The sequence below is a fragment of the Streptomyces pilosus genome (assembly GCF_014649835.1).
GTDB lineage: Bacteria > Actinomycetota > Actinomycetes > Streptomycetales > Streptomycetaceae > Streptomyces > Streptomyces pilosus.
In genome coordinates this window covers 677,177-691,180 of record NZ_BMTU01000002.1, presented here as the reverse complement: position 1 = coordinate 691,180, position 14,004 = coordinate 677,177, and the positions used below count along the sequence as shown (strand labels likewise).

Genomic DNA, 14,004 nt, shown 5'->3' with positions numbered 1-14,004 from the left:
CGGCCGCCCTCACGCCACCGCGTGTCGCCCCTGCCGCCCGCCGTCACCGCCACCTGTGAAGGAGTTCTCCGCCGTGGCCCCGAAGCTGTTCCTCTCCGCCGACCGCGCCTTGCTGGACGCCACCCGATTCGGCGCCCTTAACGGAGGGATCACCGTGATCCTCCGGGCGGCCGGAAGACTTCCGGCTCCGCACAGCGCGGAAGGGCTTCAGGGCACGGAGGCGAGGCGGTGAGGCACCACCGCTTCGCGGCCGTCGGATGCGCGGTGCTCGTCGCCGCCGTGACGTTGGCCGGGTGCGCCCCGGACGGCAGCGCCGGCTCCACGGCCGGGCCCGCCCGCTCCGCCGCGCCGTCGGCCCCGGCAAGTACCGAGGAGGGGCCCGTCGACCCGGACACACGCCTGCCCAAGGACACTCTGCTCGTCACCGACTTCGGCGCCGACACGGTGACCTTCGTCGACGCGGCGGGACGCGGCCGCGCGGCCGATCGGGGCTCGGTGCGGGTGGGTACCGCCCCTTACGGCATCGCGCTGGGCGCCGACGGCACAGCCTGGGTGTCGACCGGGGAGGGCGTGGCGGTGGTGGACACCAGGACCCGGCGGCGCGTCGCGCTCATCCCGTACAGCACCCGCACCGGTCCGGTGACCACCGGCGAGTACCGGGGCGGCGGCATGGGCATCGCGCTGTCCCCCGACGGCGCGCACGTCTATGTCGGTGTGAACGTCCCCGGCGGCGACGGAACCCTTGAGGTGATCGACACGCGGACCCGCGCGGTGATGCGCTCCGTACCGGTGGGGCGCCGCCCGTTCGACGTCGACGTCTCCCCCGACGGCCGCCAGGTGTACGCCACCGGCCACGACTCGTACGACGTCACGGTCGTCGACACCGGCACCTGGACCGGACACCGTATCGAGGTGGCCCCGTACGGCACCGAGGGTGGCCTCGGCTCCTGGCTCAAGCCGCACTACGCCGTCGTACGTCCCTCCGACGGCGCTCTCCTGCTGCCCTTCGAGGGCGAGCGCCTCGCGGTCGCCGACCCGCGCACCGGCCGCGTCCGCGTGGAGCGGATGACCGCCAACACCCATCAGCACGGGGTCACGGTCAGCGGCGACGGCACGCTGTACGTGGTCGGCACCGGGCCGATCGACCCGTCCCGGGACGACGGGCCCTCCCTGACCGTGCGTTCCCCCAGCGGTCACGAGCGGATCATCCCACTCGACGGACCGCACGAGGACGTCGTCGTCTCCGCGGACGGGTGCACCGCCTACGTGTCGGGCGGCTTCACCCGCGACGGGTACTGGAACGGTCTTAGCGCCGTCGACCTCGGCACGGGCCGCATCACGCGCCTGGCGGTCGGTCACCGCCCGCTGGGGATGGTCGTGCTGTAGCCGGTCGAACGGCCGGTCGGTACCGGCGCCGGCCCGCGCACCTCGCACGCGGTCAAGGGTGAGGTGGGCCTCGGCGCGGCGGCACGAGTGCGGGTTCCACGGCGCGCACCGATGATTCTGTCCTCGGTCGGCGGTCATAGTCGGCGATAGCCGGTCCGAACCCCGTAGGGAGCAGCCTGTGGTGATCATCGCAGGGCACATCGTCGTCGACCACCAACAGCGTGAGTCCTATCTCGCGGACTGCGTGACCGTCGTGGAACTGGCCCGCCGCGCTGCGGGCTGCCTCGACTTCGCCATCACCGCGGACCTGGTGGACGCCGGGCGCATCAACATCTTCGAGCGGTGGGAGTCGCAGGCAGCCGTCGAGGCATTCCGGGGCGACGGCCCGAGCGACGAACAGGGTGCGGCGATACTCGCTGCCGCGGTCGCCGAGTACGACGTGGCGGAGGTGCGCTCGCCGACATGAACGGAGGGCGCCCAGGACGTCCAGAAGACGGCCCCGCCGCCGTCGACCTTCTGATCGTGCCGGGCGCGGATCACGCCGACCTGTACGACCGCAAGGACCTCATCCCCTTCGAGGGGCTCGACGAGTTCTTCACCAGGGATCGAGCCTGACTTGACGTCTCGTCGGCCTGAAGGAGGCTGGGGACGTGACGTAGTGGTGGCGTCGGACGACGCCACCGCTACGTACTGCGACTGGCGTGATGCCGTCCCGCGTCAGGAGGCCGCGGGCTGGGTGCGGGCCGATGGCGCGCAGGGCAGCAGACGGGAGAGGTTGAAGACGTCCGGGTTGGTCTCGGCCGCGGTGCGCATCAGCCACAGGGGCTGCCGGCCCAGCCCGGTGACGGTGACGCGGAGTTCCGGGTCGTGCATGGCGGGGTTGAACAGCAGGTGGAGGCCGGCCACGTCCATGAAGGGGGCGCCGGTCAGGTCCCATTGGAGGTCGGTCACCTGCGGGGGCAGCGCAGCGGCGGCGGCGCGTAGGGGGACGAGAGTGTGGGAGTCGATTTCTCCGCGCGCGTGGATGCGTGCGCGGGTGCCGTCGATGGCGGTGGTGATGTCCATGCAGGCGTGCCCCCTTTTCCGGGGGTGATGAGCCCAAAGGCGAAACACCGAGATGCTCGACGATGGTGGGTGCCGGGTGCCCGTGATGGGGGCAACGCCCGGCTTCCCAAAAGACCGGCACCAGGGGGTGCCAGCCGGTCTCTTCGGTCTGTCCAGCGTCGCACAGCCATGCCCGGCGCCACGAGTCCCCGCAAGGGGGACGTTCTGTGAAGCTTGTCACCACGGAGGCGGGGCGAACGGTGTTCCTCTCCTGCGGACAGGGCGCGGCCCCACTGCCGGCGGCCGGCTCGAACCAGCAGACCGCGAGCAGGACACCGGTGGCGGTACCAGCGCCTGCGCGCCCGCCCCGGGCGGCCCGTCACGGGCATGACGGTTCGGCCTCACGGTCGAAGGATGGGTACGAATCCCCGGGTGCCGGAGCCGTTGCCGGCTCCGGCACCCGGGGAGCCCGGTCCGATCCTCAGCCGGGCCAGGTGCCGGTCACGCGTCGGGGGGCGTTGCGTCCTCATCGTGGGCCGGAGCACCAAGGTTTAGGCCGACAGGCTTGTACGCGACGGTGGAGATTTTTATCGGCTCACCCCTTCCTGCGGCGCAGCAGCCACAGCACGACACCTGCCCCGGCGGCCGCCAACAGCAGGGGGCGGTTGTCCCGCGCCAACCGGGCGCCGTGGGCCGCCTGGGCGCGAACCGGCTCAGGGGCCTTGTCCTGAATCATCTGACCGGCCTGGGCCGCCTTCTCGCGGACCTGGCCCGCCGCCTGCGTCGCCTTGTCCTTCACCGGGTCCGGCAACTTGTCCTGCACCCGGGACGCGGCCTCAACCGCCTTTGCCCTCAGCTCCCCGGCTTTGACAGCGGCCTGCTCTTTGACCTCGGTCGCCTTGTCCTGCGCGCGGGCCTTCACATCGGCCTTGTCCGCCAGAGCCTCGACGGTCTTCCCCAGCTCCTGACGGGTCTGCTCGACATGCTCACGCAGCTCCTTCGGCGTGGGGGCCTGGGAGGCGGCGGTCTCGTCGTGCGGCTGGGTCATCGCTGTGCACTCTCCTTGATCTCGGCCACGTCGGCCTTCACGCTGTCGATCGTCTTCTCCGGGGCGGGCGGGGCGCCCTGCTCCACCTGCTTCTTGCCGCTCAGGGCCATGGCCGCGGCGATCACACCCAGCACCGCGGTCACGATCAATGCGGCGGCCCACACCGGTAGCGGGACCGCCAGGGCGGCTATCGCGGTGGCGACCAGCGCCTGCAGCGTCAGGAAGCCCACCACGCCGGCGGCGCCGAACAGTCCCCCGCCCTTGCCGTAGCGCTTGCCCTTCTCCTTCATCTCCGCCTGCGCCAGTCTCATCTCGCCGCGCACCAGCTCCGTCAGCTGCTGCGACGCCCGCTGCACCAGCTCACCCACCGGCTCGTCGCCGCTGTGGCTGCCCCTGCTCCCGGCAGGGGGCTGCTGCATGGTCGACACGACGATCACCTCCCGTCTCTGTTCGTGCGGTCCGTCCCGCGGTCCGTCCCGACGGCCCTCGGGCCCCGGGCCCGTCGGGACGGTGCGCACGCGAGTACCCAGAAGGAGCGGTTCAGGCCACCACGTTGCGGCGAATTCCGAGCAGGTGGCGTGGAACCGGTGCGCGAGACAGGGGGCCGGATGCCCGGCATGGTGGCAGACTTCGCCAAGTCGGCTGCTGTAGACGGTCGTTGGCGACCGACCGGGGGAGACAAGACGGCCGGCGGGAGGTGTCCGGTGTCGTACCCATCGAGCGGGGCGGCGGGTTCCCTGTCGTGAGCGACGGCATGGCAGGGATCGCCACCGGCTGGCTGCTCGCGTTCGGGGGAGCCAACGCGGCACTGTACGCGATTTGGTGGCGGCGCACGCGGGGCGAGCGCACGTTCCTGCGGGGCGTCCTCGCAGCGGGCGTGGATCCGATCCAGGCGGCGTGGTGGCTCGGCGCCTCGTGGGACGGCGCGTCGCCCCAACAGCAGCGCTACGCCGCGGAGGTGGCCGTCCGTCTGCTGATCCTGGCCGGCGACGCCGAGGTCGACGGGGCGGGCCGGATCACCGTGCCGCGCGGACGCCTCGGTACGCAGAAGGACCCGGTACGGGCAGCGCTCGTGACGATCCTGCGCCGGCACGAGGGCGCCACGGTGTACGAGTTGCTGGAGGACTCCCGCTTCGCGCGGTTCCGCAAGGTCCTCCGGTCCCGTCGTCCGCCGCTGCGCACCCGGTTCGGCACCTACCGCGCCCCTTCGCTGGCAGCCGCCCTCGTCACGGCGTTCGGCCTGTCCCTCCACGCGATGATCACGCGGTGTCCGGTGCCCGGCCTGCCCTTCCGGGATCCCGGGATATGGACGACCGCCTGGATACCGCTGTGGGCCGTGCTGGCCGCCCTGGCGGCGATCTGGCCCGCCGGCACGTCCCGCCCCTGGCCCCTCACCCGTCACTGCCGCGCCGCCGTCACCCGCGCCCTGGCCGACGAGGACAGCGACACGAGCTACCGGGTTTCCGTCGTCAGCTCGTCCACCCCGCCCGACCGGCGCCCACGGCCCGGCACAACGAGTTCACGCCCAGCGGACAGCCCCAGCCGCAGCGACCGTACGGCGCCCCGGCACGACCTCGACGACGCGGCCGACGCGGACACCCACGAGGGCGGCTCGGACGGCGGCGACTTCGGCGGAGGCGACTGACCCACCGTGGTCCGTCGTCACCTCGATGAGGGTTCACCCGGAATTGCGGCGACATACCGATGGGGCGACGCTGGACTTCACAGCTCGGAGTGGAGCAGCCAGCTATGAGCATCCTGGTCGTGGTCGGGGTGGACGGCTCGGCGACAAGTCTCACCGCCGTGGAAGGAGCCGCCGTAGCGGCAGCCCGGCGCCGCGCCACGTTACGTGTAGTGCATGCCGAAGTCCCGATCAAGCCCAGGTACATGGTGCCGGACCCGGCTTCCGGGACACTGGTCAACGAGGCAGCGGCGCACGCCGTGGCTGTGGCGCCCGAGGTCGCGGTGACCGTGGCCGTGGTGACGGGTGACGTGGTGCACGTGCTGGAAGCCCAGTCACAGGCTGCCGGCCTGATCGTTGTCGGTTCCAGAGGTGTCGGGGGCGTCCTGGGCCTGCTGCTGGGATCCACACCGGTGTCCCTGGCCGCCCGCAGCCATTGCCCGGTGATGACGGTCCGCGAGGACTACCGGACGTCCGCGGAAACCGGGCCGGTCGTCCTGGGCGTCGACGGCTCCCCGGACAGCGACGAGGCCATCGAGGTCGCCTGCGCCGAAGCCGCACAGCGCCAGGCCGACCTCGTGACCCTTCACGCCTGGCAGCCGGACAAGGCCACGTCCAGCGCAGCTCCGCCGCCCGCAGCACGAGCACTGGCCCAGGCGATCGCCGGCCGTACGGACACCTGTCCGGACATTACCGTCAGACACGACCTGGTGGACGGCACACCGCATGAGGTCCTGATCGAGGCAAGCAAGACAGCTCAACTCATGGTTGTCGGTGCCCGCGGGCGCCGTGGCATCGCCGGACTGCTCCTGGGCTCGGTGAGCCAGGCTCTGATGACTCACGCGCACTGCCCCGTCGTCACCGTTCGCAGGACGACATGACCAGCCGAAGTGGATCAGCCTCCCCGGACACGGCCCACCGAGTGCCACCGGCTCCGTCAGACGCTGCCGACCTCATACAGGGAGACTGCCGTGCCGCAACCCATCATCGCCGGAATCGACGGCACGTCGGACAGTCTGCTCGCGGCCGGCTGGGCGGCCGGCGAGGCACGACGGCTCAGGACTCCGCTCGTGCTGCTGCACGGCTACACCCCACTGGCCGGAACCTCCCGGCTGCTCGCCGGCGACGCCGACCTCGAGCACCGCGCTGCCGGCCGATTGCTCGACGGTGCGCTGGCCTGGGTGCGGGAACACTACGACGACGTCGAAGTGAGCGCCGACTTGGCGGTGCGGCCCGAGGCGGAGCTGCTCACCGAGCGCGGCCGCGAGGCGCAGATGATCGTGCTCGGCTCCCGCCGGCCGGGGCCGGTGGCCGGTTTCCTGCTGCGATCAGTCGGCCTTCGCGTTCTGAGCCAGGCCGTCTGCCCCGTCGTCATGATCCGCGGCGGAGCCGTCCACCACCGCCCGCAGGACGGCGAGGTCACGGCGGGCGTCCCCCGGCAGGAGGAGGAAGCCGAAGCGGTCCTGGACTTCGCCTTCCGTACCGCCGCCACGCGCAGCGCTCCCCTGCGCGCCGTGCGCGCCTGGACTCCGCCCACCGCGTTCACGTACGAGCCCGAACTGGTGCGCCGCGCGGACGAGCGCGGCGGTCTGGAAGCAGTCCACCGTCATGACCTCGCCGCCCTGCTGGAGCCGTGGCGCCGACGTCATCCAGGGGTCACGGTGATCGAGCACGTCGAACCGGGACCGGCCTCGGAAGTGCTGGTGGCTCTGGCATCCTCCGCCCAGCTTCTGGTGGTCGGCCGCCGCGGTGACCCCGTCAACCGTTACGTCGGGCACGTCGCCCACGCGACGCTCCACTTCGCCGACGCCCCCATCGCTCTCGTACCCACCCGATGAACACGGACCGCAGCCGACAGGGGAAGGGCTGCAGAGCCGGCATCGGCCCCGTCCGGTAGCCGGACGGGGCCGATGGGCCGGGTGATCGTGAAGGGCGGTCGCCTGCGCGGCGAGAGGCTCCATGAGGCTTCAGCCGAACGATCGTCCTCATGGGCAAGGGGTGAGGCCCGGGGACACTGTCTCAGGGAACATCCCGGCGACCGTCCGAAGCAGTGCGGGCGCCTTCCTCCCGGGCGCCCGGGACGGACGGTTCAGGAGGCACGGCGGGTGGCGGCCGGGCCGATGACACCAGGTCCGAACCTGTCGCGGATGCGGTCCATGGCGGCTTCGGCGACCAGGCGGGCCTCGCGGGCGGTGTCCAGGCTGATCTGCTGGGCGACCCGGTCGGCGTCGACGAGGTCCTCGCCCTTCAGGGCCATGCCGGTGAGGCGGCCGCGTTGCAGTCCGGCGGCGTCCATCAGCCGGTAGGCGAGGGCGCGCAAGTCGTCGTCGTGCGGGGAGGGCTCGGTCAGGCGGCGGGTCTTCTCCCAGCCGGTGCCGCCGGCGAAGCGGAGGGTGAGGGTCAGGGCGCGGGCGGCCTGACCGCGGTCGCGCAGCAGCCGCCCCAGTTGTACGACGAGGTCGAGGAGGGTGGCGCGGACCTCCGCGCCGTCCAGGGTGTCGCGGTCGAAGGCGTGGCGGACGGTCGCGGAGGAGGGCAGGGCGCGGGGGACGACGGGGCGGGGGTCGATGCCGCGGGCCCGGTCGGCCGCGGTGCGGCCGGCTTTGCCGCCGAGCAGGCGCTGCACGGTGGCGGGTGAGATGGCGGCGAGCCGGCCGGTGGTGTGGATGCCGTACTCGTGCAGGGCTTCGGCCTGGCGCGGGCCGATGCCGTGCAGGGCCTCCACCGGTAGCGGGGCGAGCCAGTGGGCCGCCTGGCCGGGCGGGACGGCCAGTACTCCGCCTGGCTCGGGGACCTGGGCGGACGCCGTAGCCGCGACCGTGATCGACGGGCCGATCCCGATACGGACGTCGACGCCGAGGCGGGAGATCGTGCGGACCCGCAGCATCTCCCCCAGTCGCCGGGTGTCCGTGCCGTGATAGCGCAGGGCGCCCTTCAGCTCCACCAGCGCAGCCGACGGCGGCAGCGCCTGCACCACCGGAGACAGCTCGGCGATCTGCTCGAGAACCTGCCGGTAGGTCTCCTCGGGCAGCCGGTCCGGGCAGCGCACATGCATCACCGTCGGCACCACACCCGCTGACGCGGTCCCTTCCGTCATCACGACCACCACCTCCCACCACCCACGTTATCGAACATAAAATCGAACACGCGAGTGCCCCAGCTGCGGATCATGCGCCTAGAATCAAAAACATGTTCGATGACCTGCCGCCCGACCTCGACCGCCTGCACACCCTGCGGGTCTGGCACGCCCTGTGGCTGCAGCGCATCGACGCCAAGATCGCCGCCCTCACCAAGCGGCAGGCGGAGGAGGAATGCGGCCGCCGCAACCGGCCGCCCCAGCCGGAGTGGATCGTCGAACTCGGCATCGGCGACCGGCGTCCACCCCTGCAGGTCCACGCAGGCGACTGCTACATCGCCGGCAAGCGACGCCGCCCCGTCGACCGGGACGAAGCCCGCCGCCTGCTCGCCGCAGGGCTCACCTCGTGCGGGCACTGCCGACCCGACAGCGCGCTCGGCATCACCGAATTATCCAGCCACCCCGCTGCCCTCACCACCACCGCGGCGCACTGACCGGGCACTCCCGCCGCCTGGTCGATATCCTGCATTTGCGGCGATATGTGAGGCATCGCCCAGGAACAGGACCGAGCGCATGACCATCCCTCCCCCACCGATCACCGAACCCGACCCTTCCGCCCTGACATGCCCCGGCCACAAGGTCGGCCCCTGCGCCGTGTGCCGGCGCAAGACCCACCGCTACGGTCTCGGAGACAGCCCTCTGTGCGGGTGGTGCATGACCGGCGCGCGCCACAACTGGGGCCCGGGCGTGCACTACAACAGCGTCCGCCCTGACCCCGGGCCCGGAGCCCAGCTCCCCGTCCCGTCGACGCCACCCGGCGCCGGCGGGAACTAGGGCGACGTCGGCCAGGCCCAGGTCGACGAGCCGCTGGTAGCAGTGCGGCGGCGAGTCCGGGCGGACTCACGAGCCACCGGCGTCACCGCGGGCCGCCGCCTCCTGGAGGGAACGCCGCATACAGAGCATCGGCATGCACCGCGTCCCATTGGCTGATCAGCAGGCGCTCCACCCCGCCATCGCGCCGGCGCAGTTCGACTTCCTGTCCTTTGTCGAACTCCACCCGCACCCGCGGGTTCCTGCAGACCACCTCGGCCTCGCCGCGCATCATCTCGAACCAGACACCGCGTATGGCGTACCGGAGGTCATTGCCTCGGTGACGCAGTACTCGTACCCGACGGTCGGTCAACAAGAGTGAAGCGCGTCGCGGGATCAAGCCCCACAGCGTGCGTCCGTACGTCACCGCGCAGCCGGCCGTCATCCGCTCGCCCTCGGGAACCCACTTCGACAAGCGCTCACGGTCCACCGACCACTTGGCCGCTTCCATCGCCATCCCCCTCTTCCCACACCGCCGGTGTCAGCCGGCCGCTTCGACGTACGACGCCAGGTTGGCCAGCGAGGAGGCGATCCCGGCTTCGTGGTCCCCTCGGTCGATGCCGGGTGGCACGTCCGTGGCGGTGACGGTCACCTCGGTCCCGTCACCGGCGGCGGCGAGGTGCCAGGTCATCGTCATGGTGCCCGCGTACGACGGATCATCGGCCTCGAACACCACCCGCTGGACCACACGCTCCGCCGGCACCAGGTCGGCGAACCCGACGTCGACGACATCCGTCGCCGCCGAGGTCTTGCCGGGGCTGTCGGTGGGATCGAGGTAGGTGAGAACCATCCGGAACCCGCCGCCAGGCCTGGGATCCCAGCGCTCGACCCGGCCGCGCATCCCCTCCGGCGGCAGCCAGGCCTCGAGCGACTTCCGGTCGAGAAGGGCTCCGTAGACAGTCGCCGGTGATGCCGCGATGACCCGGCCGGCGCGGTCGATCCTGCTCATGGCCCGATCCTAGGACCAAGAGGTCCTGCTGAGCCCGGATTCGGGCACCTTGTCGAACGCCCGGCGGGTTCCGGCACTGTCCTGCGCCGCACCGTGGAGGGGTGCCGGCGGGACGACTCCTGTGCCGGTGCGGCGTCGGTCGAGGCACGGCGAGAGCGGTACAGTTATACCGGTATAGTTATTGGATGCACGCGAAAGGCCGTCATGATCGAGATCCTGAACCCCGCGCGTCTTGAGCGCGCGAGGAGCACCGGCGCCCTGGTGGGGGACATCCTGCAGGCACTGAGGCGGCGCAGCGCGGTCGGGACGAACCTGCTGGACATCGACCGATGGGCCAAGGAGATGATCACCGACGCGGGAGCGCAGTCCTGCTACGTCGACTACGCGCCCTCCTTCGGACGCGGCCCGTTCGGGCACTACATCTGCACGGCTGTCAACGACGGAGTGCTCCACGGGCGGCCTCACGACTACCGGCTGGCCGACGGGGATCTGCTGACTCTCGACCTCGCCGTCGTCAGAGGCGGGGTCGCCGCAGACGCGGCGATCAGCTTCCTGGTGGGCAGGGCCAGGCCGGCGGAGAGCGTCGCACTGATCGAGACGACCGAACGCGCACTCGCCGCCGGCATCGCCGCCGCCGGGCCCGGAGCGCGCGTCGGCGACGTCTCCCACGCCATCGGTGCGGTCCTCGGCGAGGCGGGCTACCCCATCAACACCGAGTTCGGCGGCCACGGCATCGGCTCGACCATGCACCAGGACCCGCACGTCGCGAACACCGGACGGCCCGGTCGCGGCTTCAAGCTCCGCCCCGGACTGCTGCTGGCCCTGGAGCCCTGGGTCATGGCCGACACCGCCGCGCTCGTCACCGATGCCGACGGGTGGACGCTGCGCAGCGCGACGGGCTGCCGCACCGCGCACAGCGAGCACACCGTCGCCATCACCGACACCGGATGCGAGATCCTCACCCTGCCCACGCGGGCCTGACCCGCGAGCACACCTCAGCCCGCCCGACCCCCCGTGCACGCACCAGGCGCGCCCGATGGCCCCGAAGCGTGAGCCCGCCGGTCCCGGCGCCGACCGACTGCTCGGCCTGCGGGGCCGGGGCCGCGGGCGGTCGCCGGATTCCCAGCCGGGTCCTCCTTCCTCGGCGGTCACGTGCCGGGCGGTCCCGCTCGGCTCCCGGCCGGCAGCCTGCCGGCACCTTGAGCCGGTCCTCCGGACCTGGACCCTCGGCTTCGGCAGTCCGCCGGAATGACCGGCCGCGTCGGCACCGGGCCGGGTCCCGCCTCGGACGCGCGTCTTCGGCCGGTGCGGGGCGGCGCGTCCGTGGCAGCAGTGCGGCGGAGCTACCTTTCGACGGCCGCGCCCTCCTGTCCCGGGGTGGTTGCGGTGCTCGCACCGGCCCGTCGCAGGGCGTCCGGGTCGGTTCGGGCGTCGTAGCGGACCAGGCCCGGCAGCGCGGCGGTGAGCAGGCCCACCGCGGCGACGCAGGCCAGCCCGCCGCTCCAGATCGCCGGCCGGGCGCCGGTCCACCCCGCCATCGCCCCGGCACGGACCTGGCCCAGCTGGGGGCCGACACTGTAGGAGAGGACCTCGATCCCGGCGAGCCGGCCGCGCAGCCGGTCGGGGATGGTCTGGTTCCAGATGGTCGAACGGCCCAGCCCGCTCACCATGTCCCCCGCACCCGCAAGCCCCAGGCACACCAGGACCAGCCAGATGTTCGACGTCCAGCCGGCCGCCGCCATGGCCAGGCCCCAGCCGGCCGCGCCGAACACCACCAGCAGACCGTGCCGTTGGGTGCGGGAGGCCCAGCCACTGGTCAGGCTCACCAGCAACGAGCCGACGGCACCCGCCGAGTACATCAGGCCCAGCGCCCAGTCGGCGTCGAGTTCGTCGGCGAGGAACGGGAAGATGGTGTTGGGAAACGCGAAGAACATCGCCGCGAGATCCACCGCGTAGGTGCCCAGGAGCACTGGACGCGACCACGCGTGCCGCGCACCTTCGATGATGCCGCGCAGCGACGGCTTGGCCGCGTGCTCGACCGGCGGCATCGGCGAGAGCAGACGGCACATCAGCACCGAGACCAGGAAGCAGCCGACCGTGGTGGCGTACGCGGGGACGTTGCCCGCGTACGCCACGACGAGTCCGGCGAGGGCGGGTCCGGCGATCGCACCGGCCTGCCAGCGCAGGGCGTTCAGCGCCGCCGCCGCGGGAAGCTGCTCGTGCGGGACGATCCGGGCGAGCAGCGAGTCCAGTGCGGGGCGTTGCAACCCGGCGAGTGCCGCCACCCCGGCCGCCACCACGTACAGCGGCCACAGCATGGGGCGCGGCAGCAGCGCGTTCAGCAGCAGGAGGACGGCCAGGAGGCCGAGTCCCGCCTCGGTGAGCACAATGACCTTGCGCCGGTCCACGGCATCGGCGAGAGCCCCGCCGTACAGGCCGAAGACCACCAGCGGCACCAGTTCGACGGCGCCCATCGCGCCCACCGCGAGCGGTGAGCCGGTCAGTTCCTTGATCTGCAGCGGCAGTGCGATCAGCGCCATCACGCTGCCGAGGTAGGTGATGAGGCCCTGCACCCACAGCAGGCGGAAGTCGCGGGAGGTACGCCAGGGCGCGAGGTCGGGCAGGACGGCGGCGAATCTCGGGGTCATCCGTCGGTCTCGTCGAAGGGCACCGGCGTCTTGGCGTCCAGTTGCTTGAGGCGTTTCTCGACCCAGGGGAGCACGCCGTCGCCGTCGTCGTCGCCGACGTCGGCCTTGGCCATGCCGGCGGGGACGGCTCCGAGGGCGAGCGTGCGCAGACGTGGGGTTCTCATCGACAGGTGCTCCACTTGTGTTCCGGGGTGCCGGGCACCGGAGGTACTCCAGCAGGGCCGGCGGGTAACTTAGGTAAGCCTTGGCTTGGTAACAGCGTAGGGAGTCTCGATGTGACGATCAATCGAGCCTTTGCGACAGCTCTTGTAGCGATCGGGACACCGCACCGCGGCGGGGCGTCACCGACTCACCGGCCCGGCTCCCCCACCCCGGCCCGGCACCGTCACCGCGTGCGGAACGTACCTGGCGTCAGCCCCGTCGTGCGCCGGAAGGCCGCCCCGAAGGCACTGGCCGACCGGTACCCCACCGCGTGGGCGACCTCGTCGACGTCGAAGCCGAGGGACAGCAGACGCACGGCATGCTGCGCCCGCACCGAAGCCACCCAGCGGGCGAAGCTCATCCCCGTCTCGCGCAGGAAGGCACGGGTGATCGTGCGCGCGCTGCACCCCAGCACGGATGCCCAGCCGGCGAGCGTCCGCTGGTCGGAGGGATCGGCCCGCACGGCGTCCACGATGGGCTGCAGCAGGGCGGAGATGGGCAGGTGCACCAGCAGCGCCCGGGGCGACGGGCGCATCACGTCGATCACCATCGCCTCGGTCACCTCCCGGGAGCGCGGCGAGAGATCGGGTTCCTCCAGCCGTTCCAGGAGCAGCCGGAGCAGATCCGTGATCTCCACGGCGACCGGCACGTCCGGCAGCGTCGACTGTGTGCCGTGCCGGAGGAAGTGCGCACGGTAGACGGTCCCGGCGACCGCGGAGGCCGCGTGCAGCTGCCCTGCCGGCATCCACAGTCCCAGCGTCGGCGTGATGCACCACACCTGGGAGCCGACCACCGCGGTGGACGCGCCGTACTCGTTCCACAGCAGTTCGTGCCAGGAATGCGAGTGTGCGTTCCATGTCGTGTCGGCGGAGACGACCTCCTTGTACCCCTGGATCACGAAGGGCACGTCTCCCTCACCCGCCGCCAGTACCGGCAGATCCCTGATGACACGCATGCGCTCAGGCTAGCCACCCCCCGGAACACGACCGGGCACGAGGGGACACTCCTGACGGGCGGCTCCCCCTCGTCCTGGTGAGCCGACGGGCCTGAGGAGCGCCGCCGCACCTGCACGCTGTCCGGGCGATCCGGGCCGGAGCGGGC

At 72.0% G+C, this 14,004-nt stretch carries 16 protein-coding genes and 1 pseudogene; 8 read left to right on the top strand and 9 right to left on the bottom strand.

Annotation, left to right across the window (positions count from 1 at the left end; genetic code table 11):
* The first annotated feature begins 228 nt into the window (after positions 1-228).
* The 3 genes from IE118_RS08150 (at position 229) to IE118_RS08140 (ending at position 2,001) form a co-directional block, all read left to right on the top strand.
* Entirely contained in the window at positions 229-1,386 is a 1,158-nt protein-coding gene (locus IE118_RS08150; RefSeq protein ID WP_229846706.1) for a YncE family protein, read from the top strand.
* Between the two features lie 178 nt (positions 1,387-1,564).
* The gene (locus IE118_RS08145) at positions 1,565-1,852 is read left to right on the top strand and encodes a putative quinol monooxygenase (RefSeq protein ID WP_189556887.1); all 288 of its coding nucleotides are present in this window, start codon (positions 1,565-1,567) and stop codon (positions 1,850-1,852) included.
* Positions 1,849-2,001: a hypothetical protein gene (locus IE118_RS08140; protein WP_189556885.1), complete on the top strand. Its 153-nt coding sequence runs from the start codon at positions 1,849-1,851 to the stop codon at positions 1,999-2,001. The genes IE118_RS08145 and IE118_RS08140 overlap by 4 nt, the downstream gene beginning before the upstream one ends.
* 102 nt (positions 2,002-2,103) lie before the next feature.
* On the opposite strand, the gene IE118_RS08135 is transcribed toward IE118_RS08140, so the two are convergent.
* From IE118_RS08135 to IE118_RS08125, 3 genes are all read right to left on the bottom strand, one after another.
* Positions 2,104-2,451: an STAS domain-containing protein gene (locus tag IE118_RS08135; RefSeq protein ID WP_189556883.1), complete on the bottom strand. Its 348-nt coding sequence runs from the start codon at positions 2,449-2,451 to the stop codon at positions 2,104-2,106.
* 574 nt (positions 2,452-3,025) lie between these two features.
* Complete coding sequence (locus tag IE118_RS08130) at positions 3,026-3,478, bottom strand: DUF3618 domain-containing protein (RefSeq protein ID WP_189556881.1); 453 nt, start codon at positions 3,476-3,478, stop codon at positions 3,026-3,028.
* Positions 3,475-3,897, bottom strand: coding sequence for a phage holin family protein (locus IE118_RS08125; RefSeq protein WP_189556992.1), 423 nt, complete (start codon positions 3,895-3,897; stop codon positions 3,475-3,477). The genes IE118_RS08130 and IE118_RS08125 overlap by 4 nt, the downstream gene beginning before the upstream one ends.
* 335 nt (positions 3,898-4,232) lie before the next feature.
* Between IE118_RS08125 and IE118_RS08120 the strand changes: the two genes are divergently transcribed.
* The 3 genes from IE118_RS08120 to IE118_RS08110 all read left to right on the top strand — a co-directional run bounded on the left by IE118_RS08120 (position 4,233) and on the right by IE118_RS08110 (position 6,997).
* Positions 4,233-5,123 (top strand): hypothetical protein, encoded by an 891-nt coding sequence (locus tag IE118_RS08120; RefSeq protein WP_189556879.1) that lies wholly within the window; start codon positions 4,233-4,235, stop codon positions 5,121-5,123.
* 104 nt (positions 5,124-5,227) lie between these two features.
* Positions 5,228-6,040, top strand: a complete 813-nt coding sequence (locus IE118_RS08115; RefSeq protein ID WP_189556877.1) for a universal stress protein — start codon at positions 5,228-5,230, stop codon at positions 6,038-6,040.
* 90 nt (positions 6,041-6,130) lie between these two features.
* Positions 6,131-6,997, top strand: coding sequence for a universal stress protein (locus tag IE118_RS08110; RefSeq protein ID WP_189556875.1), 867 nt, complete (start codon positions 6,131-6,133; stop codon positions 6,995-6,997).
* Positions 6,998-7,248: 251 nt separating this feature from the next.
* Here IE118_RS08110 and IE118_RS08105 read toward each other — a convergent pair whose 3' ends face one another.
* Complete coding sequence (locus tag IE118_RS08105) at positions 7,249-8,256, bottom strand: DNA polymerase Y family protein (RefSeq protein WP_189556873.1); 1,008 nt, start codon at positions 8,254-8,256, stop codon at positions 7,249-7,251.
* 92 nt (positions 8,257-8,348) lie between these two features.
* On the opposite strand from IE118_RS08105, the gene IE118_RS08100 reads away from it, so the two are divergent.
* Positions 8,349-8,729 carry a DUF6233 domain-containing protein gene (locus IE118_RS08100; protein ID WP_189556871.1) on the top strand — a complete coding sequence of 127 codons (381 nt, stop codon included), beginning with the start codon at positions 8,349-8,351 and terminating at the stop codon, positions 8,727-8,729.
* Between the two features lie 422 nt (positions 8,730-9,151).
* Here the strand turns inward: IE118_RS08100 and IE118_RS08095 are convergent, their stop codons facing one another.
* Entirely contained in the window at positions 9,152-9,562 is a 411-nt protein-coding gene (locus tag IE118_RS08095) for a hypothetical protein (protein WP_189556869.1), read from the bottom strand.
* Positions 9,563-9,586: 24 nt separating this feature from the next.
* Positions 9,587-10,054 (bottom strand): SRPBCC family protein, encoded by a 468-nt coding sequence (locus IE118_RS08090; protein WP_189556867.1) that lies wholly within the window; start codon positions 10,052-10,054, stop codon positions 9,587-9,589.
* A gap of 204 nt (positions 10,055-10,258) precedes the next feature.
* Here IE118_RS08090 and map point away from each other — a divergent pair, with 204 nt between their 5' ends.
* Positions 10,259-11,035: a type I methionyl aminopeptidase gene (gene map, locus IE118_RS08085; RefSeq protein WP_189556865.1), complete on the top strand. Its 777-nt coding sequence runs from the start codon at positions 10,259-10,261 to the stop codon at positions 11,033-11,035.
* A gap of 362 nt (positions 11,036-11,397) precedes the next feature.
* Here map and IE118_RS08080 read toward each other — a convergent pair whose 3' ends face one another.
* The 3 genes and pseudogenes from IE118_RS08080 to IE118_RS08070 form a co-directional block, all read right to left on the bottom strand.
* Positions 11,398-12,702: an MFS transporter gene (locus tag IE118_RS08080; RefSeq protein WP_189556863.1), complete on the bottom strand. Its 1,305-nt coding sequence runs from the start codon at positions 12,700-12,702 to the stop codon at positions 11,398-11,400.
* Positions 12,702-12,842 (bottom strand): annotated as a pseudogene (locus IE118_RS08075) (iron-siderophore ABC transporter substrate-binding protein); the annotation flags it as partial. The pseudogene IE118_RS08075 and the gene IE118_RS08080, both read right to left, overlap by 1 nt.
* A gap of 245 nt (positions 12,843-13,087) precedes the next feature.
* Positions 13,088-13,858 carry a helix-turn-helix transcriptional regulator gene (locus tag IE118_RS08070; RefSeq protein ID WP_189556861.1) on the bottom strand — a complete coding sequence of 257 codons (771 nt, stop codon included), beginning with the start codon at positions 13,856-13,858 and terminating at the stop codon, positions 13,088-13,090.
* Positions 13,859-14,004: the final 146 nt, after the last annotated feature.